Here is a 20248-nt window from a genome sequence, read left to right on the forward strand (position 1 = left end):
CATCACTCCTGTTTTACTGTTTTCGATATGGTCCGGGCAATGCTGGCGAGCCGGCGCTGGGTGTCGCTCTCGGACATTTTGTCATCCATGAAATAGCGCTGCACTTCGGCCACGATGGCGTCCTTGGTGGCTTCGTCGGTCGCCATCCGGTGCACCAGGCTCGGCGCCTGGGCTGCATTGCCTTTGCTGAAGGCGCTCCACGAGGCGCGGGCGCAGCTATCCATCCTGGATAAATCCGGCGCACGCCATACCGGGATCGCGCCCTTGAGGCGGTTGTAGTCAGTCTGCACGGCTGGCGACATGGCGATCTGGGCCAGTTTTTCCTGCGCCGGCTGATGCGAATAATCGCCGGCAAACATGGCTAGCGTATCGACGCTGTACAAGTGGTAGTCGGCGGTGCCCGGCACCGCGGCGCAGGCAAAATCCAGATCGGCGCTCTGGCCCCAGGCCTGCAATTCGCCCTTGACCCAATCGCCCATCACCAGCATCGCGGCGTCGCCATCGGCCAGCTGGCGCGCGACCTCGGTCCATGGCCGTTCTTTCAGCGGCGCCGTCATCCAGGCCTTGAGCGCTCGCAAGCGCAGCAGCGCATGCGTCAGCCTTGCATCGGCAAAAGCGCTCGGCGCCAGGTCGACGAACAAGGAGCGGTAATAGGCGGGGCCGCTTTCCGCCAGCACCAGGGTTTCAAACAAGGTCGCGACTTGCCAGGCCTGGCTGCTTTGCGCCAGCGGGATGACGCCGGCCTGCTTCAGCTTTTCCGCGGTGCGCTCGAATTCGGCCCAAGTCTTGGGCGCACTCAGCCCCAGCCGAGCGAATACCTTGCGGTTATAAAACAGGTTGTTGATGCGATGGATGCCGAGCGGCGCCGCCACCACGTGACCTCGGTTTTGCACCAGCGACCAGACGGTGGGAAATAACTGTTTGCGCCAGCCGCCCGGGGTCGCCACATTGTCCAGTTCCAGCAATAGGCCGAGGTCGGCCCATTCGCCGAAAATGACGCCGTTCAGCTGCGTCACCTCGGGCGCCTTGCCGGCCAACACCATGCTCTTGAGGACCTTGCCGGCGCCCAGCCCGGCCCCGCCCGGGATCGCCGCATCGCGCCATGCGATGTTTTCTTCGGACAGCCGGCTGACCAGCACGTCGACCGCCTTGCGCTCGCCGGCCGAGGTCCACCAGTGCACCACTTGCAATGCCTGCCCGTTGGGTGTTGCAGCGGCTGCGGCAGCCAGTGCGTGATTGAAAAGACCGCCTAAAGCGATCGCCAATAGAGATGCGGCAGCCCGTTTTCCGGACCGCCTGATTGCGCTGCTTTCAACTCTGCTTTTGGCATCATTGCGTCGCCGGGCTATCATCGATTTCCTTATTTATATTGTTCGCGTGTTGTCTCATTAACCTTGCCGCGAGTGACTATAACTTAAGTCTCGCGCACACCGTTAGCGCTGTTCTCGTTTTGTAAAGAAATGTGATTTTGCGTCACTTTATCTTTATCGGCGAACGAAAAAAATCATCGTCGGCAAGCTGCATCCCGGTATGAGCAAGCCCTGCTTCGGTCGATTCGATTGTAAAGATTGGTAATTGCAGAAAATCGCAAAAAACCAAATTCCGGATTGAAATCAAGACCTTACCCAACATGATTAACTAATCGGCAAGCGGGATGGCTTCACGTTTCCTATGGTGCTAATGTCTGCACGCGGTGGTTTGACAGGCAGTCAGCCGACGGCGAACTGTGATAACAACAGCGCCCCGCAACATCAGCCCAATAAAAACGATAGAGGAGACATTGATGCAATCCATCACCCGCGTCCGTAGCACCTATAGCATTCGCACACTCCGCAACGCCGTCTTGCTGGCGCTTGCAGCAGCCGGCAGCGCGCAAGCCGGTACCCTCACCATCGAAAGCTGGCGGGTGGATGACAAGACCTTGTGGGAAACAGTGCTGATCCCGGCGTTCCAGAAAAAAAATCCCGGCATCGAAGTCAAGTTCGCCCCCAGCGCCCCGACCGAGTACGACTCCAGCCTGGCCGCACGGCTGGCCGGCGGCACCGCCGGCGACTTGATCGCTTGCCGGCCGTTCGACGTTTCGCTGTCGTTGTACAAGAAAGGCAACCTCGAAAAACTGGACGGCAAGCCCGGCATGGAACACTTCCCTGCTTCCAGCAAAGTGGCGTGGGAGACCGATGACGGCAAGGACACTTTCTGCATGCCGGTGGCTTCCGTGATGCACGGCTTCCTGTACAACCAAAAGATTTTCAAGGAACTGCATCTGCAAGCGCCGAAAACGGAAGCGGAATTTTTCACGCTACTGGACACCATCAAGAGCAACGGCAAATACACCCCGCTGGCGCTAGGCACCGCCGATCAATGGGAGTCCAATCAAGTCGTATTCACCGGCATCGGCCCCAATTACTGGAAAGGCGAAGAAAGCCGCAAAGCCCTGATCGCCGGCAAAGCCAAATTCACCGATCCGCAGTTTGTCTCGGCCTGGGAATACGAAGCCAAGCTGGGCAAATACCTGTCCAAGGGCGCCAGCTCGCAAACCTACGGCGACAGCCAGAACCTGTTCGCGCTGGGCAAAGCGGCGATTTATCCGACCGGCTCGTGGGATATCGCCTATTTCAACGGCACCGCAAAATTCGAGATGGGCGCTTTCCCGCCACCGGTGCCCAAGGCCGGCGACAAATGCTATATCTCGGACCACAACGATATCGGCATGGGGATCAACAAGAAATCCAAGAATAAAGAGGATGCCTACAAGTTCCTGGCCTGGCTCGGCTCGCAAGAGTTTGCCGACATCTACACCAACAAGGTCACCGGTTTCTTCTCGCTGTCCGACCACCTGATTTCGGTCAAGGACCCGGTTGCGAAGCAGATGATCGACTGGCGCAAATCGTGCTCGTCCACCATACGCCTGAACGCGCAAATCCTGAACCGCGGCGAACCCAGCATGGAAAACCAGCTGTGGAACGTCAATGCCCAAGTCCTGAACGGCAAGCTGGCGCCGAAGGAAGCGGCGGCGCAGATCCAGGCCGGGTTTGCCAAGTGGTACAAGCCGCAGCAATAGTCATTACAAGTAGGGCGGAAAAGCGCAGCCCTTGCAGGGCGCGTATCCGCTTGCAAGCGGATACCGTTACGCAGGCGGATGGCATGCCATCCGAAACCCCTGCTTCACCCTTCCGCCGATTTTGGATGCGTCAACCGTCCAATCGGCGGATAACGCTGCGCTCATCCGCCCTACATGCTGCCCCGCTAATAGCCTTGTTCCCACAAAAAAATGAATCTTAAAGCCAAGTCCCTCTCACGGCCTGCGCCCCCCTGGCACATCGCGCTGTTCCTGGCGCCGGCGGTGATCATCTATTCGCTGTTCAGCGCCCTGCCCTTGCTGGACACCTTGCGCCTGGGCTTCTACACCAGCAGCGATGCCGGCGTGCACAGCTTCGTCGGCCTGTCCAATTACCATACGATCCTGTTCGATCCCGACTGGTCGGCCGCCTTCTGGAACGCGATGTGGAATAACGTGAAGTTCTTCGCGATGCACATGCTGCTGCAAAATCCGATCGGGCTGTTGCTGGCCACCTTGTTCAGTCTCAAGGGTTTGCGCGGCGCGCGCAGTTATCGCACCCTGATCTTCCTGCCGACCCTGCTGTCGGTGGTGATCATCGGCTTTATCTGGCAATTGATCCTGTCGCCGCTGTGGGGCGTCGGCGAAACGCTGATGGGCCATGTCGGCCTGGCCGACTATTTTTCGCCGTGGCTGGGACAACAATCGACCGCACTGGTGACGCTGGCGCTGATCTCGGTCTGGCAATACATCGGCATCCCGATGATGTTGATTTATGCCGCGCTGCTGGCGGTGCCGGAGGAAGTGCTGGAAGCGGCCTATGCCGAAGGCGCCAGCGGCTTGCGGATTTTCTGGCAGATCAAACTGCCGCTGATCCTGCCGACGCTGGGACTGGTCACTATCCTGACTTTTGTCGCCAACTTCAACGCCTTCGACCTGATCTATTCGGTCAAGGGTGCGTTGGCCGGGCCCAATTACACGACCGACATCCTGGGCACCCTGTTCTATCGCACCTTCTTCGGCTATCAGGCGCAGATCGGCAGTCCGACCATGGGAGCGGCGGTCGCGACCCTGATGTTCCTGGTGATCCTGCTCGGGGTCGCGGCTTATTTCTATGGCGTGCAGCGCAAGCTGACGCGCTATGAACTGTGAGGACGGCCGGCATGCAAACGTTCTCCTTGCGTAATCTCGGCCGGCTGTGGGTGCACCTGGTGCTGTGCGCTTACGCCGTGATCGCCCTGTTCCCGATTGCGCTGATCCTGATCAATTCGATCAAGTCGCGCGATGCGATCTTCGACAATCCGCTGGCATTTCCGACGCCGGCATCGTTTTCGCTGATCGGTTTCGAGAAGGTATTGAACAATACCAACTTCATCCTCTATTTCGGCAACAGCCTGCTGGTGACGCTCGGTTCCTTGCTGCTGATCGTGCTGTTCGGCGCGATGGCGGGCTGGGCGCTGTCGGAATACAAGTTCCGCGGCAACCGCCTGCTGACGCTGTACCTGGCGCTCGGCATCATGATCCCGATCCGGCTCGGCACGGTCTCTATCCTGCAACTGGTGGTGAGCCTGAACCTGATCAACACCCGCAGCGCGCTGATCCTGGTGTATACCGCCCAGGGCTTGCCGCTGGCGGTGATGATCCTGTCCGAATTCATCCGCCAGATCCCGAAGGAACTAAAGGACGCGGCGCGCTGCGACGGCGTCGGCGAGTTCAAGATTTTCTTCCAGATCATCCTGCCGCTGATCCGGCCGGCGATCGCCACGGTAGCGGTGTTCACCATGATCCCGGCCTGGAACGACCTGTGGTTCCCGCTGATCCTGGCGCCGTCCGACGAAACAAAAACCGTGACGCTGGGGGTCCAGCAATTCATCGGCCAGTACGTGACGGACTGGAATTCGGTGCTGGCGGCGCTGTCGCTGGCGGTGATCCCGATCCTGATTTTGTACATGCTGTTTTCCCGTCAATTGATTCGCGGATTAACCTCCGGCGCAGTCAAGTAAAACCATGCCTTCAGTCGTAACCGCAACATCCTAAGAACGAACAATCATTCAGGGAGAAGACGATGAAAAGATGGAGAGCAAACGTAGCAGCAGCCGTCGCGGCCAGCCTGGCGCTGCTGGGAACGGCCAACGGCCACCCGGCCGAGCAGCGGCTGGTGGATCAACTTAGCCAGCTGAAAGTGCGCTATACGGTGGTCGATAACCTGGCCGCCACACATGGCGTCGACTGCTCGGCGCTGGGCGCGGACTGGGCCTCATGCAACCGGGCCACGATCACGCTGGACAATCCCGGCGAACAGATTAGCAGCAAGGATTGGGCGATCTACTTCCACAGCATTCGCCAAGTCTTGCAGGTGCTTGACCCGCAGTTCAAGATCACGCACCTGACCGGCGATCTGCACAGACTGGAACCGACCGACAAGTTCACATCCTTCCCGGCCGGACAGGCGCTGCAAATCCCGATCATCGGCGAATATTGGCAATTGTTTGAAACCGACGTCATGCCGCGCTGGTACGTCACCGCAGGCGGCGCCCGCCCGCGGGTCATCGCCAGCACCGATACCGAAAACCTGCAGCGCCTGGTGACGCCGCTCGGCCAGCAATGGAAACGCATCGAGGCCGACCATAATGTGCTGATGACCGCCGCCAGCCGTTTCGACAAGAACCAGGATGTGCGCCTGTTGCCGGCCGCCGACTTGCGCGGGCAAATCCTCCCGACGCCGCTGCAAGTCAACATTCATCCGCAGGATGCGGATCTGCGGCGCGGGGTGGCGCTGCATCTGGCGGCCTTGCCGTCGGCCGCGGCCGAGGCCATCCGACAACGCTTTGAGCAACTCGGGGTATCAATTAATGGCGACGGCTACCCGATCCGAACCCGGATCCAGAGCGAGCGTTTCCAGGGTCCGACGGCGCTGCCCGGTGCTTACCAGTTGACGATAGGCACCCAGGGCGCCGAAGTGGTCGGCTTCGATCAAAGCGGCGTGTTCTACGGCCTGCAATCGATTCTTTCGCTGCTGCCGGCCGACGGCCGCATGCGCATCGCCACGCTGCATGCCAGCGATGCGCCGCGTTTTGCCTATCGCGGCATGTTCCTCGATGTCGGCCGCAACTTCCATTCGAAACAGGCAGTGCTGCGCCTACTGGATCAGATGGCGGCCTATAAGCTGAATAAATTCCACTTTCACCTGAGCGACGACGAGGGCTGGCGGATCGAGATCCCGGGTTTGCCGGAGTTGACCGAGATCGGAGGCAGGCGCTGCCACGATTTGAGCGAAAGCCGATGCCTGTTGCCGCAACTGGGTTCCGGCCCGCATAGCGACAATATGGGCAGCGGTTATTTCACCCGCAGCGACTACATCGAGATCCTGCAATACGCCCAGGCGCGTCAGATTGAAGTGATCCCGGAAATCGACATGCCGGCCCATGCCCGCGCCGCCGTGGTGGCGATGGAAGCGCGCTACCGCAGGCTGCACCGGCAAGGCAAGGAGCTGGAGGCCAACGCCTACCGCCTGCTCGATCCCAGCGATACTTCGCGCACCACCTCGGTCCAGTTCTACGATCGCCGCAGTTTCGTCAATCCCTGCCTGGAGTCGTCCAAGCACTTTGTCGACAAGGTGATCGCTGAAATCGCCGGCATGCACCGCGAGGCCGGCCAGCCGCTGACGACCTGGCATTTCGGCGGCGACGAAGCCAAGAATACCCGCCTGGGACCCGGCTTCCAGGACATCAACGCACCGGACAAAGTGAACTGGAAAGGCACGATAGACCAGCGCCGCGAAGATCATCCGTGGGCCAGATCGCCGATCTGTCAGGCACTGGTCAACAGCGGCAAGGTACAGGACATCACCCATCTGTCGGGCTATTTCGCGGTCGAGGTGAGCAAGCTGGTCAACGCCCACGGCATCGAAAAAATGCAAGCCTGGCAAGACGGATTGAAAGATGCCAAGGACGCCAGGGCGTTTGCCACCCGCCGGGTCGGCGTCAACCTGTGGGACACCTTGTATTGGGGCGGTTTCGACACCGCCAACGATTGGGCCAGCAAAGGTTATGAAGTCACCCTGTCCAATCCCGACTATCTGTATATGGACATGCCGTACGAAGTCAATCCGCTGGAGCGTGGCTATTACTGGGCCACCCGCTTTAACGACGAGCGAAAAATGTTCAGCTTCGCGCCCAACAACCTGCCGCAAAACGCGGAAACCTCGGTCGACCGCGACGGCAATCCGTTCCAGGCCAAAAGCGACAAGGCCTGGCCGGGCGCTTACGGCATCTCGGCTCAATCCTGGAGTGAAACCGTGCGCACCGACAGGCAGATGGACGGCATGATTTTCCCCCGGGTGCTGACAGTGGCAGAACGGGCCTGGCATCGCGCCGCCTGGGAGCAGGATTATCAGCAAGGCCGCAGCTATCAAGGCGGCGTCACGCACCTGGTCGACAGCCAGGCCCTGCTGAACGACTGGCAGCGTTTTGCCAACCTGGTCGGACAACGCGAACTGGCGAAGCTGGATCAAGCCGGCGTCGCTTACCGCTTGCCGGTGCCGGGCGGGCGCGTGCTGAACGGCATGCTGGCGGCGAACGTGGCCTTGCCCGGCCTGACTATCGAATACTCCAGCGACGGCGGCAATCAGTGGCAGCGCTACGCCCCCAAAGCCCCGCCGCAGGTCAGTTCCAACGTCCTGCTGCGCTCCCGCAGTCCGGACGGCAGGCGCAGCAGTCGGGCTGAAGCTTTGCGTTAGTGAATGAGTGAATGAGGGTGGCCGGTGCGATGAGCGCCGGCCACTATGGATCAAGGGCACCTCTAAAAACCGTAGCGAGCGGCCCAAGGTCGGGGTAAGAAGCGCAGTCGTACGCGAGTACGGCGAGCATCGCAGCCCCGAGATTGGGCCGCGCAGTAGGTTTTTAGAGGCGCCCTCAATAAAAGGTAAAAAGCATGGCCCACGTCAGTATCAAAGACATCAGAAAATCCTATGACGGCAAGCAGGACGTGCTGGCCGGACTCAATCTCGACATCAAGGATGGCGAATTCGTGGTGCTGGTCGGCCCTTCCGGCTGCGGCAAGTCGACTTTGCTGCGCATGCTGTGCGGGCTGGAGTCGATCAGCGGCGGCGAGCTGTCGATCGGCGGCCAGGTGGTCAATCATTTGCCGCCGGCGGAACGCGGCATTGCGATGGTGTTCCAGAGCTATGCACTGTACCCGCACATGAGCGTCTATAAAAACATGGCGTTCGGCCTGAAAATCGCCGGCGCCGGCAAGGCTGCGATCGACCAGCGCATCCGCCACGCCGCCGGCATCCTCAAAATCGATCACCTGCTGGAGCGCCTGCCGCGCGAACTGTCCGGCGGCCAGCGCCAGCGCGTCGCCATCGGCCGCGCCATCGTCCGCGAGCCGAAGCTGTTCCTGTTCGACGAACCGCTGTCCAACCTGGATGCCGCGTTGCGGGTGCAGACCCGGCTCGAGATCGCCAAGCTGCATCGGCAACTGGCCGCCACCATCGTCTACGTCACCCACGACCAGGTGGAGGCGATGACCCTGGGCGACAAAATCGTGGTCATGAACGACGGCCAAATCCAGCAGGCGGGCACGCCGCTGGAACTGTATCAGCGGCCGCACAACCTGTTCGTTGCGACCTTCATCGGCTCGCCGAAAATGAACTTGTTCAGCGGAACGGTCAGTACGGTCGAGGCCGACCATGTAAAAGTCAGACTTGCCAGCGGCCAGGAAATCCGCACCGAGGTCAGCGCCGGCAGCGCCAGGAGCGGCGACGCGGTGACGGTCGGAGTACGATCGGAACACATCCTGGAACACGCCGAGCATGGCGCTCACAACGATAGCGGCCAAATCTTCAGCGGCAAAGTCAACATCGTCGAACATCTGGGCGAAGCCAACTTCATCTTTGTGACGCTGCAAAACGGCCAGGACCTGCTGGTGCGCGGCAATGGCAACAACACAGTACGCATCGGCGATACGATTACCTTGTCCGCCGCCAGCAGCGCGTTCCACGTGTTCGATGCCGACGGTCAATCGCTAGCCAGACTTAAGCCTGGAAATATGATTTCTTCGAAGCAGTAAGCAAGCCTATCCAAGATACAATTTTGCCTTTCCAGCATCACAACCAATGCCACCATGAATACAGCTTACGAATACTTGATCGGCGTCGACGGCGGCGGCACCAAGACCCTGGTCCGGGTCGAGCGCCCGGACGGCAGTCATGTCGCCGACGGCAGCAGCGGACCTTCGGCCTTGATGCACGGCACCGGCAAGGCCTGGCTCGCCATCGTCGCGGCGATCGACGGCGCGTTCCAGCAAGCCGGCCTGCCCCGGCCGCCGTATCGGCAACTGGCGGCGGGTTTCGGCTTATCCGGCGTCAACAACAAACAATGGGCGGCGGAATTTAGCGCGCAGGACCCCGGCTTTGGAGCGATCGCCGTCGGCACCGATGCCTTCACCACCCTGCTCGGCGCCCATCTGGGCCGGCCCGGCGCTATCGTTGCGATCGGCACCGGCAGCGTCGGCGAGGCTTTGCTGGCCGATGGCAGCCGGCGTGAAGTCGGCGGCTGGGGCTTCCAGACCGGCGACGAAGCGAGCGGCTGCTGGATCGGCATGCGCGCCATCAATCATGTCGAGCGGGTACTGGATGGACGCGCCGAAGCCGGACCGCTGGCGCACGCGATCATCGCGTTTTGCGGCGGCGCCGGCGAGCATGCCGACCAGCGCGATCAGGTACTGAGCTGGATCATCCAGGCCAACCAGAGCATCTTTGCGCAACTGGCGCCGCTGGTGGTGGCGCACGCCGGGCAGGACGATGCAGCGCGCAGCATCCTGCAAGAGGCCGGTCGCGAAATCGAGCAAATCGCCGCTGCGCTCGATCCTGCGCAAGATCCAGCAAATAAGTTGCCGATCGCACTGTGCGGCGGACTGGCCGCCCCGCTGCGTCCCTATTTACCGCAACCGTTACAAGTACGCGCGACTGCGCCGCAAGCCGATGCGGCAGCCGGCGCAATACTGCTGCTGCGCCGGCAGTTGAAAGGAGAATGACGATGAAGAACCTCACCCAACTTCAAGGCAACGTGTTAAGTACCCAGGGCTGGGTCGCCGGCACCATCAGCTTCGGCGACATGATCGCCGACATTTGCGGCCAGCCGCTGGAGCAAGCGCCAGGCGACGAGCACGGCGGCGATTATATTCTGCCGGGCTTTATCGACTTGCACGTGCATGGCGGCGGCGGCCGCGACGTGATGGAAGGCGGCGATGCGGCGCAAATCATTTCGCGCATGCATGCGCAGCACGGCACCACCAGCATGCTGGCGACCACCATGACCGCGCCGATCGAAGAGCTGGAAGCGGCGCTGGCCGCCATCGGCCGCGCCTGCCATGCACGCCCGGCCGGCACCGCACGGATACTCGGGGCCCACCTGGAAGGCCCTTACATCAACCCCGGCAATCTCGGCGCCCAGCCCGATTTTGCGATTGCCGCCACGCTCGAACAAGTCGATTGGCTGCGCAGCTTTGCGCCGTTAAAACTGATCACCATCGCCCCCGAAGTCGACGGCCACCTGGACCTGTTGCGGACCCTGACCGCGACCGGTATGCGGGTCCAGATCGGCCACACCCTCGGCACCTATGAAGATGGGGTGGCCGCGCTCGAACATGGCGCGGCCGGGTTCACCCACCTGTTCAACGCCATGAGCGGCTTTCATCATCGGCAGCCGGGCATGGCCGGCGCGGCGCTGGCGCATGCCGAATACGCCGAACTGATCCCCGATCTGCTGCACGTCCATCCCGGCGCCATCAAGGCCGCGCTGCGCGCCATCCCGCGCCTGTATTGCGTGACCGACTCGACTGCCGCCTCCGGCATGCCGGACGGCGACTATATGCTGGGCCGGCAATCGGTGCACAAATGCCTGGGCGGCGTGCGGCTGGCCGACGGCACCCTGGCCGGCAGCACGCTGACCATGGATCAAGCCTTACGCAACCTGGTCGGACTCGGCCTGGCAATCGAAGAAGCTTCGCTGCGGGTGTCCACCTACCCCGCCGACTACCTGGGCATGCAGGAACGCGGCCGTCTCAAAAACGGCTGTTTCGCCGACATCGTGGTGCTGGACCGCCAGCTCAAACTCAAAGCCGTATACGTAGAAGGAGAACAGATTGACCTCGTTGATGCTTAAAGAAGCCCGCTCGGCGGCAGCTCATGTCGCCTCGCAACTCAGGCAGGACCGTGAACGCTATGCCGAACTCGGCCAGTGCCTGCGGGCCGCGCCGCCGTCGGCTATCCTGACGGTGGCGCGCGGCAGCTCGGATAACGCCGCCAACTATTGCGCCTACCTGATCATGGCGCGCCTGGGCCACATCGTCGCCTCGCTGCCGCTGTCGCTGGTGACCTTGAACAAGGCGCCGCTGATCGCGCGCGACGCGCTGGCGATCGCCATCTCGCAATCCGGCCAAAGCCCCGATGTGATCGAACCGATCCGCTACTTTCGCGAAAGCGGCGCCGCCACCGTGGCGCTGGTGAATGACGCCGCCTCGCCGCTTGCCGCCAGCGCCGAATGGGCCTTGCCGCTGCACGCCGGGTCCGAACTCAGCGTGGCCGCCACCAAAAGCTTTATCGCCAGCCTGGTGGCCGCCGCCCGCCTCACCGCGCACTGGCAAAACGATGCCGCCTTGCTGGCCGCCATCGAGACCCTACCCGAAGCGCTGGAAGACGCCAGCCATAGCGACTGGACACCGGCCATCGAAACCCTGGCGCCGGCCTCGCGCATCATGGTGGTCGGCCGCGGCATCAGCCTGCCGCTGGCGATGGAAGCGGCCTTGAAGCTGAAGGAAACCTCGGGCATCCAGGCCGAAGCCTTCAGCGGCGCCGAAATCAAACACGGCCCGATGACCTTGATCGACGAAGGCTATCCGCTGTTGATTTTTGCCACGCGCGGACCGACCCAGGACGGCTTGCTCAAGCTGGCCGATGAAATGCGCAAGCGCGGCGCCAAGGTATTGCTGGCCGCGCCGGACAACGTCGCCGGCCGCGACCTGACCCTGCCAGTCGCCGCCACCGCCGACCTCGATCCGATTGTCGCGATTCAAGCGTTTTATGCGATGGCGGCCAGCCTATCCGCCGCCCGCGGCATGGACCCGGATCGGCCTCGGCATTTGAGTAAGGTGACCAGGACTCAGTAATATTTTTGTACTGAAATTTACGCTTATTGAGATCCCAGCGAAGAATTAACAACAGCGCGGATTGTTTTCATTCGATCCGCGAAGCATTTCTTCATATCTCGACAGCCCTTATTTTTTCCAACAAAGAACTGCAATGCAATAGTTCTAGAACCGTTTGACAAAACAGATACGTAGCACTGTCCGCCGTAATTGTTAGAGTGAGTGCCTTCACTGATTCCGCATAAGGGGAACGACTCATACCCATTCCAATTACTTATATTTAGTGGAATAATTTTATCGGCGACTGAATGAATAATGAAATTCCCATTTTCATCTTTTCGATAAAGGGTTGAGTTTTCTTCTATTCTTGAACAAATCTCAATATCAGCCAGACAAACAGTTCCAAAATCTTCGGAATTTCCAAATTCCGGCTTTCTTTTGACCAAATTAACGCTGTACACGTTTGGGTTATCTGCTCTTATGACCTCTTCGCTAATTGAAGAATAAAACATTCCCGAGTAGGTAATAAATCCGGAGGCAGCCTTTGATTGAATAGGAGCAAAAAGACATTTTAATATTACCCAAAATATTATTCTTTTCATTCTTCATCGCTTAAAATCTTGTATGTGATTTCCGCACGACAAATACGGTTGCGCCATACAGTTCCCACAACATTAGTTCACTTCACTATCGAATAATAGGGCTAGCACCATACTTTATTCTGCTTTAATATTTTCACATCAATTGCAAGCACCGCTATAAATCTCCGATTCAAGGTCAACATTGATTCCAATATTTTTTATCTTCAATGTATTTGTATTCATTTTATAAATCCCTCGTTGCTCACTGACAAAAATATTCTTCTCTTTATTATCAAATTTAACTTCAAATATTCCTCCCCCAAAGCTTTGAGTTTTCATTATTTTTGGTTCTTTGATATTTTTATAAACCGATAGATAGGTGGTTTGCGGAAATTGACGTTCAATATGAATTGGCAATCCATAAACAACAAACCATTTCCCCGATTTACTAACCGCCCATCCATTGACATTATGATTTACTTTAATTCGATGCATTCCTTTAAAATTAATAATAATACCATCATTACTTTCTTTTGATATATGTACAAAGCCACATATGTTTTCAGCGTAGGAATCTGATGCAACAAACAATATCAACAAAATAAATAAAAATCTCATATTATTCTCCTATTATGCTCCATGCCTTAGCGGTTTCGTTGTAACGTTGCTGATAACTTTCTCGATGAGTATGTTTATTTATAATCACAGTGACATCATGCGATGAAAAAATGTCGATCCCTTTATCTGCCGCTTTTGCGATGTTGTAGCGCGCACAAAAAAATCCAACGGTATCAACGCAAGAATAAATATCATTTCCGGCAATTTCTGGGTTATTAATCATCGGGCCAATTTTTCCATTTTTAAACCAAGTATGATCATAATTAAATAAGCCAAGCCCAATATTCAATGCATTTTGATGGATTTAAATATTGCCACCCAAATTTTAGATTTCCCCAATGAATTTTGATCTCTTGTGCTTTCCCAAAAGATCAATCCTACAGATTTCTCTTCATTGCCAATTAAAAGATCTGTTCTTTTTGATTTTTTGATTTTTCCCCTTCCATCTGTTTCAAAAACAATGGCTTCTCCTATATACAAATTCGCACCGCTTTTCATCTTCACAATCTGAACAGGCGAGACGAATTCATTTATATGAGTTGATTTTTCTTTATTGGCATTTATCTGTCCAATATAAATCACACGACCATCATGTTTTTTCTCAAAGGAGTATTCTTTGAACCTATTTTCCGGAGGCTCCTTTAACACATCTATCACTACGTCCGATATTTCCAAAACTCCATCGCCGCTCGTTTTTTCTGGTAAATTTGATTTAATTTTATTCTTATATAAAAAAACCAATCTGCAAAAAATATTTTCCGAATTAAAAGATTCAGACGGGGCAACATAAACCTCCAATGAATCCGGGTATTCAAATGAAATTGGACAATTCTTCGATTGCTCTTGATTTGATGGGAAATTCACTGCAAAGGCGTTATTTAAAAACAATATTCCAAGTACAAGTGTTTTAAAAAATTTATACATTTTATTTAAACTCATTAAATGATTTTGAAATTCATTGGCATTACCTCCATATCATTGAGCACATACCAAGCATGCTCAAAGCAAGGCCAGCGAATTTCTTCAAAATGAATTCCTCCTGTATTAATACATTTAGTCACTTGCAGAGCTGCCGTTTTGTCTACACCTTGATCTGCCCAATAATTGATTCCTTGCTTTCCATTTGGAATTAATTTTTTATCCTTATCTATCAAGTACCGCTGTTTCCCAACCCAGAAAAATCCGCTGGCATCACATGTCAAATGTGCGATGCTTGACAACAATGCAGCAGTATCATTGTCCAAAAATGATATTCCTTTAAATTTACTGTAGGCAGTGTAATTCCATCTCCCTGTGATTTGAATAATTCCACGTCCTTTAAAACGTTTGCCATCTCCTATCTGAGTATTACCCAATTTTTTACCTTGCTCAGTATCAGGTTCATACTTATCAAAATATGAGTCTTTCCCAAGTTCCATCATAAATTCCAGACGCCCGGTTTCAGCTGCCAATTGTCCGAAAAGGTGTGCTATTCGATGTGGCTGGGTAACGCCATATTTACGCATCACTATTTGCAATGCCATATGAAGATTCGCTGGACGTTTGTCTGATGCAAAGCGTAGGCGGTTTTTCATTTCCGCTGCCGACACTTTTTCGTATTCTTGGCCATTTTTATCCAGGATACTTTTTCGTGTTATTCGCACCACTTCATCCTCACTCAACCACCTGCACTGCCTGAAATGCGCAATGAACTCATGCGGATGAAAATGCCATTGCGCATCCAGATATTCCTGCGGCAAATCGTCAAACGAGGTCGCCAGCAAATGGCGCTCGAAGCGGGCCCAATCATTCGGCTTATCCATCTGTTCCCGCACCCAGCCGTAACGCTTGACGATCGTCGCTCTATCCCATTCGCACGGCGCCTTGCAAATCGTGCGCCGCAGCTTGGCCCGCACTTCCGGCTTGCCCAGCCGCGCGGCCAGTTTGACACGGTCGAGCAGGCTTTCCGGGTCGGCCGGGTCGCGCACCAGCAATTTCATTCGCCGCGAATCGCAGCGCTGGTCGTCCGGACTCGGATCGTCGTCGTAGCAATTCCAGCCCATCACCGGCAGGCAATCGGCGTCGCTGAATTTGCGAGTGCCGGGCCCATTCAGGTCGGCCCAGAGTTCGCCGTCGGCAGTTGCGATCTTGCGCCAGTGTGCGGCATCGGCCGGCAGCGGATCGCGGCCCAGATTGCGGCCGAAGCGCAGCAGTTCGTACCAGCCGCTAGGACTGGAATCGCTTGCGTCCGTTAAGCTGGCGTGGCGCTCGCTGGCGGTTTTATATAGGTTGTACTCGAACTGCTCCGGTTCTTTTTCTTCGCGGCTGGCGATCACCTGACCGTATTTGTCGCGGGTGGTCAGGATGCTGCGGCCTTGCTGGTAGGCGATGCTGAGCCACAACTCTTGCTCCAGGCGTTTGCCGTCGCCGCTACGCCGGTGACTGATCGGCGGGTTGGATCTGACCGGGGTTTCGGGCGGCAGATAGATGTGGATCTGGCCGAACACGCTGTCGCTGCGACCATCCTCCGGCGGCACTTGATCCACCGCTCTCCAGGGACCAGGAAAGCCTGGGGTGCTGTAGTCGTTGACGATTTTGCGGCCTATCAGTTTTTGCAGGTTGGCGTCGTCGCAGCAGATTTCAAAGTGGATCTGGCGTCGATGGCCGTAGATTTGACCGCCTTGGCCGATGACTTCCTTGCGCGCCACTTTTTTGCCGGGCACGATGCCGGGCGCCAGTTGCGACAGATGCATATAGGCCGAATAGAAGGTGACCGTGGTCGGGGTATCGCCGCTGGCGCCGATTTCGGTGGTGTGGGCCAGCACCAGCATGCCGATGTCGGTCCAGGTGACAGAGGTGGCGTCGGCGCTGAATCCGTCGTAGGTCCGACCGTCGCCTTGATCGGTGCATTCGAGCGGTGACGGCTTGGCGTAGACCACCACGCCGTCGGCGATCGCGCGGACCGGCAAACAGCCGTAACCATGCGCCAGGATCGGCGCTTCCAGGTGCAGGCCGTTATGCCATTCAAAGCCGCCACTGACTGGGAAACTGCCTTCCGGCGCGCCGCCGGTGCCGCTGGCGGCAGAGATCGGCGGCGGCATCGCGGCGTTTAGAAAGTCTTCTTCTGTCGTGGTGCCTGACGGCAGGAATGGCGGGCTGATTAGCAAGATGGAGCTCCTGGTTGCGTGAATAAGTGAAGTCATTTGGCGGTGGCGCGCTATAGCGATCGGCAGCGCTGGCCGCAACTGTCGTTGCCGCGGAGCGCATCACCGCGCGCCAAACTGGCTATTTCCAACGGCGCACTTTGCGGCCCCGGCATCTGCGGGTCGGCCGAAAACACATGAAACACCCCCGGCGTGCGGCCGACCAGTCCGTCCTGCTCGCCGCCTATCACCAGCTCGCTATGGTTGCCGTGCAGCCGAATGCCGCGCTTGGCCTTCAACACGATCCAGCCGTCGCTGCTGGCGATCTCGACATCTAGTTTGCCGAACAGGTGCAGCGCATCGCTCAAGGCCTTGATTTCGACTATGCCCGCGGCCGCCACCAATTTAATGCCGAGTGCATGGGCAAACCAGCGCAAGCCGCGGCCGGCGCTGGCAAACAGAGCGCCAAGCGCGCTGAACGAGACATGCCGGCCGCTGCTCACGGCGGTATCGCTGCCGCTGGCTATGTGGATCGCCTGCGCTGCGCTGGCGGCGATGCCTGCCGCACTGGCGACGATCACATGCGGCTCCCCGAGTTGCGGCACCTTGCCGTCTTTGGCGCTGCCGGCGAGTCCCTTGAGCGCATCGTTCTGGGCCTGGATCGCGTCGCCGACCGCGTTTGCGCCGGTCTCCTGCGCCCGATGCTGCTGCGCCAGCGCAGCCAGTTCCTGGTGCTGCTTATGCGCCTGGCGCAAGCGTTGCAACGGCTCGGCCAAGTCCATCATGTGGCTGTGCGCCTCGGGCCGGCCATCGCTGCTGAGCAGCAAGCCCTGGCCGCCGCGGATCGCTGCAGCGCCGTCGGTCCTGGCTTCCAGCCCCTCGCCCCGGAAGTCGGTACGGCCAGTATTGCCCGCGATGCGGGTGATGTGGCCCAGATTCAATTGGCTGTGCTGATGCGCGCTACCGAGCTGCACCTGGATCTGTCGTTCGGTGTCGTCTAGGACCAGGTGATTGCTGCGGCCGGACCCGGCATTGCCGCCTTCTTTGGTCAGCTCACGCGAACGCAAGCCGCTCAACGCCTGCTGCGCGGGCAATTGCCACGGCGGCGAGTTCCATTGGTGGTAGAGCCTGCCGCTGCAGATCGGCAGCGACGGATTGCCGCCGATGAAGTCGACCAGGACTTCCTGGCCGATTCTAGGGATGAACATGGCGCCAAGCTGGGCGCCGGCCCACGGCGCCGCCACTCGCAGCCAGCAACTGCTGTGCTGATTGCGCACGCCCAGCCGGTCCCACGGGAACTGCACCTTGATCCGGCCCAGCGCGTCGGTCCACAGATTCTCGCCGGGCGGGCCGACCACGGTCGCGATTTGCGGGCCATGCGTCAGCGGCTTCGGCGTGACGCAGGCCGGCACGAATTGTTCATCGCAGGGGTGCGCCTCGAAATCGACTTCAACCCGGTAGTGCTGGCCCGGACTATCCCCGCCTTGGCTCGCCTGCGCCACTTCTTCGATTTCGAAACGGGTCGACAGGATCAGGTAGTCGCTATTGGCAGTGGCATTCGGATGGCCGTTGAGCTTGAACGTACAGCCCGGCACCATGCCGCGCAGCCGGCCGCCGCCGTGCGCCCGGTGGCCCGGACTGCGCAGCGCCTGCATCCGGATGCGGCTGAGGAAATCGCCTTCGGCCCGCGGGTCGTTGCTGGCTTGGGCTGGTCCGGCTTGCGGTTGGCTGTAGTGGGCATCGGCGTGCCAGCGATAGATTTCCTGCGCGTTGTGCGCAGTCGGGCGCGGATCGCTGCGGCGACGCTCGAGCTGGGCCTGCGGCCGCGTGTAGTCGTAGTCGCTGGTGCGATAGCGGCCGGAGGTCAGACGATTGTGCAGTTCGAAGCGGTCTATGAATTCGGCGTCGGTCTTGTGGCCGGGCGGATGGAAAGCCAGCGTGCGATAGGCCGCGCCGGTGAACGGTTGGTGGCCGCCCATATTGTCGATCAGGACCATCCGGTGCCGGCCGTCGCGATGTTCGAAGAACCAGTTGATGCCCCATTCTTCGCACAGACGGCAAAAGAAGTGGAAGTCGCTTTCGTTGTATTGGGTCTGGTAGTCGCGCTTCGGGTAACGATCGATCAGCCGCTTGTCGACCGTAAACGGATAAGCCGCCAGCACGCTGTCGACGATCTCGAGCACGGTTTGATCCTGGAAGATCCGGCAGTCCGAGGTCAGCGTCGCCAGGTGCAGCCAGGGCCGCAGCGTGATTTGGTAAAACACATGGCGGTCCTCTGCTCGCAGCAGTTGCATGTCGGCGATCAGGCCGGAGATCTCGCGAGTGCCGGTATCGGGATCGGTATTGCGGGGTGCGCCGATGGCGCCGAGCACGGTCAGGCCGCGCGGCTCCAGTTCTATCGTGCAGGTCAGCTCTTGACCAAGAAAATCATCGCGCTCGAAACTGGCGGTTTTATATACCAGGTGATTCAGCTCGGTCGGCGTCTTCAACACAAGCTGGTACGCGAACAACTGGTTGAGTCCTTCGCTGCCGGACAACTTGACCGCCACCAGCGCCGGCTGCCCCAGGATGTCGGCGATGGCCGGGCTGCGAACGGTCAAGGTGCGGGCATGGAACATGAAGATCTCCTGCAAGACAAGTTGGGGCTTGAATTGTAAGAGTCTTCAATTAGTAAATATATAAGACAAACCTTAATTTGAATTTAAGCGGAATTTAAGCGTTACGTGCAGGCCGTCAAACTCTGCTCGGCCATTATCCCCGTCCAATAAACGGCATATTGGTCGCCATCACCGTCATGAATTGCACGTTCGCATCCAGCGGCAACCCCGCCATATACAGCACCGCATTGGCGACGTGTTCGACCGCCATGGTCGGCTCGACGGCGATCTCGCCGTTGGCTTGCAGGATGCCCTGCTGCATCCGCTCGGTCATCTCGGTGGCGGCGTTGCCGATGTCGATCTGACCGCAGGCGATACGGTATTTGCGGCCGTCCAGCGAAGTCGATTTGGTCAGCCCGGTGATCGCGTGTTTGGTGGCCGTGTACGCCACCGAATTCGGCCGCGGCACATGGGCGGCAATCGAGCCGTTGTTGATGATGCGGCCGCCGCCCGGCTGTTGCGCCTTCATGATCCGGAACGCCTGCTGCGTGCACAGGAAGGCGCCGGTCAGGTTGACGTCCAGCGAGGCCTTCCATTGCGCATAGTCGACCTCTTCCAGCGAGGCCGATTTGGTGAAAATACCCGCGTTATTGAATAGCAGGTCAAGCCGCCCGTAGCGCTGCCTAATATTGTCGAACAGGGCCTGGACCGAAACCGGATCGCTGACATCGGCCGCCACCGGCCACGCCTGCGCGGCAAATTCCCCCGCTGCCGCAACGCACTCCTCCAGCGCGGCAAGCCGCCGGCCGGCCAGCACCACCGCATAGCCGTTGCGCAGCAAGGCCAGCGCGACTTGTTTGCCGATACCGGATCCGGCGCCGGTGACCAGTGCGACTTTTTCAACTGTTGCCATGCTTATCTCCTTGTTTGAACTTTGCTTATTTTAAGGGCGCCTACGCCATTGGGACCGCTAACAATTAATTGCCTCACTTCAATTTTTTTGTTGATGCCGCGTGGAAAATATGGGTTAATGCTGAATAAATAAAAGAACGACTGTTCAGTTTTAATGCGGAAATGGCTTCCCGCTTTCATCTTCAATTCCGCCATCTCCGCCTTCGGTGC

Annotated in this window: 16 protein-coding genes; 8 read left to right on the plus strand and 8 right to left on the minus strand. The window is 58.1% G+C overall.

The genetic code is table 11. The features are described 5' to 3' along the window. Nucleotides 1-2: 2 nt before the first annotated feature. Entirely contained in the window at nucleotides 3-1265 is a 1263-nt protein-coding gene (locus ACFPM8_RS07360; RefSeq protein WP_378996558.1) for an ABC transporter substrate-binding protein, read from the minus strand. Nucleotides 1266-1783: 518 nt separating this feature from the next. On the opposite strand from ACFPM8_RS07360, the gene ACFPM8_RS07365 reads away from it, so the two are divergent. From ACFPM8_RS07365 to ACFPM8_RS07400, 8 genes are all read left to right on the plus strand, one after another. Continuing rightward, nucleotides 1784-3061: an ABC transporter substrate-binding protein gene (locus ACFPM8_RS07365; protein ID WP_378996560.1), complete on the plus strand. Its 1278-nt coding sequence runs from the start codon at nucleotides 1784-1786 to the stop codon at nucleotides 3059-3061. Between the two features lie 210 nt (nucleotides 3062-3271). Further along, nucleotides 3272-4210 (plus strand): carbohydrate ABC transporter permease, encoded by a 939-nt coding sequence (locus ACFPM8_RS07370; RefSeq protein WP_378996563.1) that lies wholly within the window; start codon nucleotides 3272-3274, stop codon nucleotides 4208-4210. 11 nt (nucleotides 4211-4221) lie between these two features. Continuing rightward, complete coding sequence (locus ACFPM8_RS07375; RefSeq protein WP_378996565.1) at nucleotides 4222-5061, plus strand: carbohydrate ABC transporter permease; 840 nt, start codon at nucleotides 4222-4224, stop codon at nucleotides 5059-5061. A gap of 62 nt (nucleotides 5062-5123) precedes the next feature. Continuing rightward, on the plus strand, nucleotides 5124-7796 hold the full coding sequence (locus ACFPM8_RS07380; RefSeq protein ID WP_378996567.1) for a beta-N-acetylhexosaminidase: 2673 nt from the start codon (nucleotides 5124-5126) through the stop codon (nucleotides 7794-7796). 194 nt (nucleotides 7797-7990) lie between these two features. Beyond that, nucleotides 7991-9130 (plus strand): ABC transporter ATP-binding protein, encoded by a 1140-nt coding sequence (locus ACFPM8_RS07385; protein WP_378996569.1) that lies wholly within the window; start codon nucleotides 7991-7993, stop codon nucleotides 9128-9130. 54 nt (nucleotides 9131-9184) lie between these two features. Beyond that, complete coding sequence (locus tag ACFPM8_RS07390; RefSeq protein ID WP_378996572.1) at nucleotides 9185-10096, plus strand: glucosamine kinase nucleotide-binding domain-containing protein; 912 nt, start codon at nucleotides 9185-9187, stop codon at nucleotides 10094-10096. 2 nt (nucleotides 10097-10098) lie between these two features. Continuing rightward, complete coding sequence (gene nagA / locus ACFPM8_RS07395; protein ID WP_378996574.1) at nucleotides 10099-11226, plus strand: N-acetylglucosamine-6-phosphate deacetylase; 1128 nt, start codon at nucleotides 10099-10101, stop codon at nucleotides 11224-11226. Continuing rightward, complete coding sequence (locus ACFPM8_RS07400) at nucleotides 11219-12229, plus strand: SIS domain-containing protein (RefSeq protein WP_378996630.1); 1011 nt, start codon at nucleotides 11219-11221, stop codon at nucleotides 12227-12229. Before nagA ends, ACFPM8_RS07400 begins: the two co-directional genes overlap by 8 nt. A 23-nt stretch (nucleotides 12230-12252) precedes the next feature. On the opposite strand, the gene ACFPM8_RS07405 is transcribed toward ACFPM8_RS07400, so the two are convergent. From ACFPM8_RS07405 to ACFPM8_RS07435, 7 genes are all read right to left on the minus strand, one after another. Continuing rightward, complete coding sequence (locus tag ACFPM8_RS07405; RefSeq protein WP_378996576.1) at nucleotides 12253-12810, minus strand: hypothetical protein; 558 nt, start codon at nucleotides 12808-12810, stop codon at nucleotides 12253-12255. Nucleotides 12811-12948: 138 nt separating this feature from the next. Next, complete coding sequence (locus ACFPM8_RS07410; RefSeq protein WP_378996579.1) at nucleotides 12949-13407, minus strand: hypothetical protein; 459 nt, start codon at nucleotides 13405-13407, stop codon at nucleotides 12949-12951. Nucleotide 13408: 1 nt separating this feature from the next. After that, nucleotides 13409-13696, minus strand: a complete 288-nt coding sequence (locus tag ACFPM8_RS07415) for a hypothetical protein (protein ID WP_378996582.1) — start codon at nucleotides 13694-13696, stop codon at nucleotides 13409-13411. Next, on the minus strand, nucleotides 13693-14346 hold the full coding sequence (locus ACFPM8_RS07420; protein ID WP_378996584.1) for a hypothetical protein: 654 nt from the start codon (nucleotides 14344-14346) through the stop codon (nucleotides 13693-13695). The genes ACFPM8_RS07415 and ACFPM8_RS07420 overlap by 4 nt, the downstream gene beginning before the upstream one ends. Next, a complete protein-coding gene (locus ACFPM8_RS07425) occupies nucleotides 14346-16553 on the minus strand; it encodes a hypothetical protein (protein ID WP_378996586.1) in 2208 nt (735 codons plus the stop codon). Before ACFPM8_RS07425 ends, ACFPM8_RS07420 begins: the two co-directional genes overlap by 1 nt. Nucleotides 16554-16603: 50 nt before the next feature. After that, nucleotides 16604-19147 (minus strand): type VI secretion system Vgr family protein, encoded by a 2544-nt coding sequence (locus tag ACFPM8_RS07430; RefSeq protein WP_378996589.1) that lies wholly within the window; start codon nucleotides 19145-19147, stop codon nucleotides 16604-16606. 133 nt (nucleotides 19148-19280) lie between these two features. Continuing rightward, on the minus strand, nucleotides 19281-20039 hold the full coding sequence (locus ACFPM8_RS07435; RefSeq protein ID WP_378996592.1) for an SDR family oxidoreductase: 759 nt from the start codon (nucleotides 20037-20039) through the stop codon (nucleotides 19281-19283). Between the last annotated feature and the right edge of the window lie 209 nt (nucleotides 20040-20248).

This window comes from Paraherbaspirillum soli (assembly GCF_042654985.1).
In the GTDB taxonomy this organism is placed as follows: domain Bacteria; phylum Pseudomonadota; class Gammaproteobacteria; order Burkholderiales; family Burkholderiaceae_D; genus Paraherbaspirillum; species Paraherbaspirillum soli.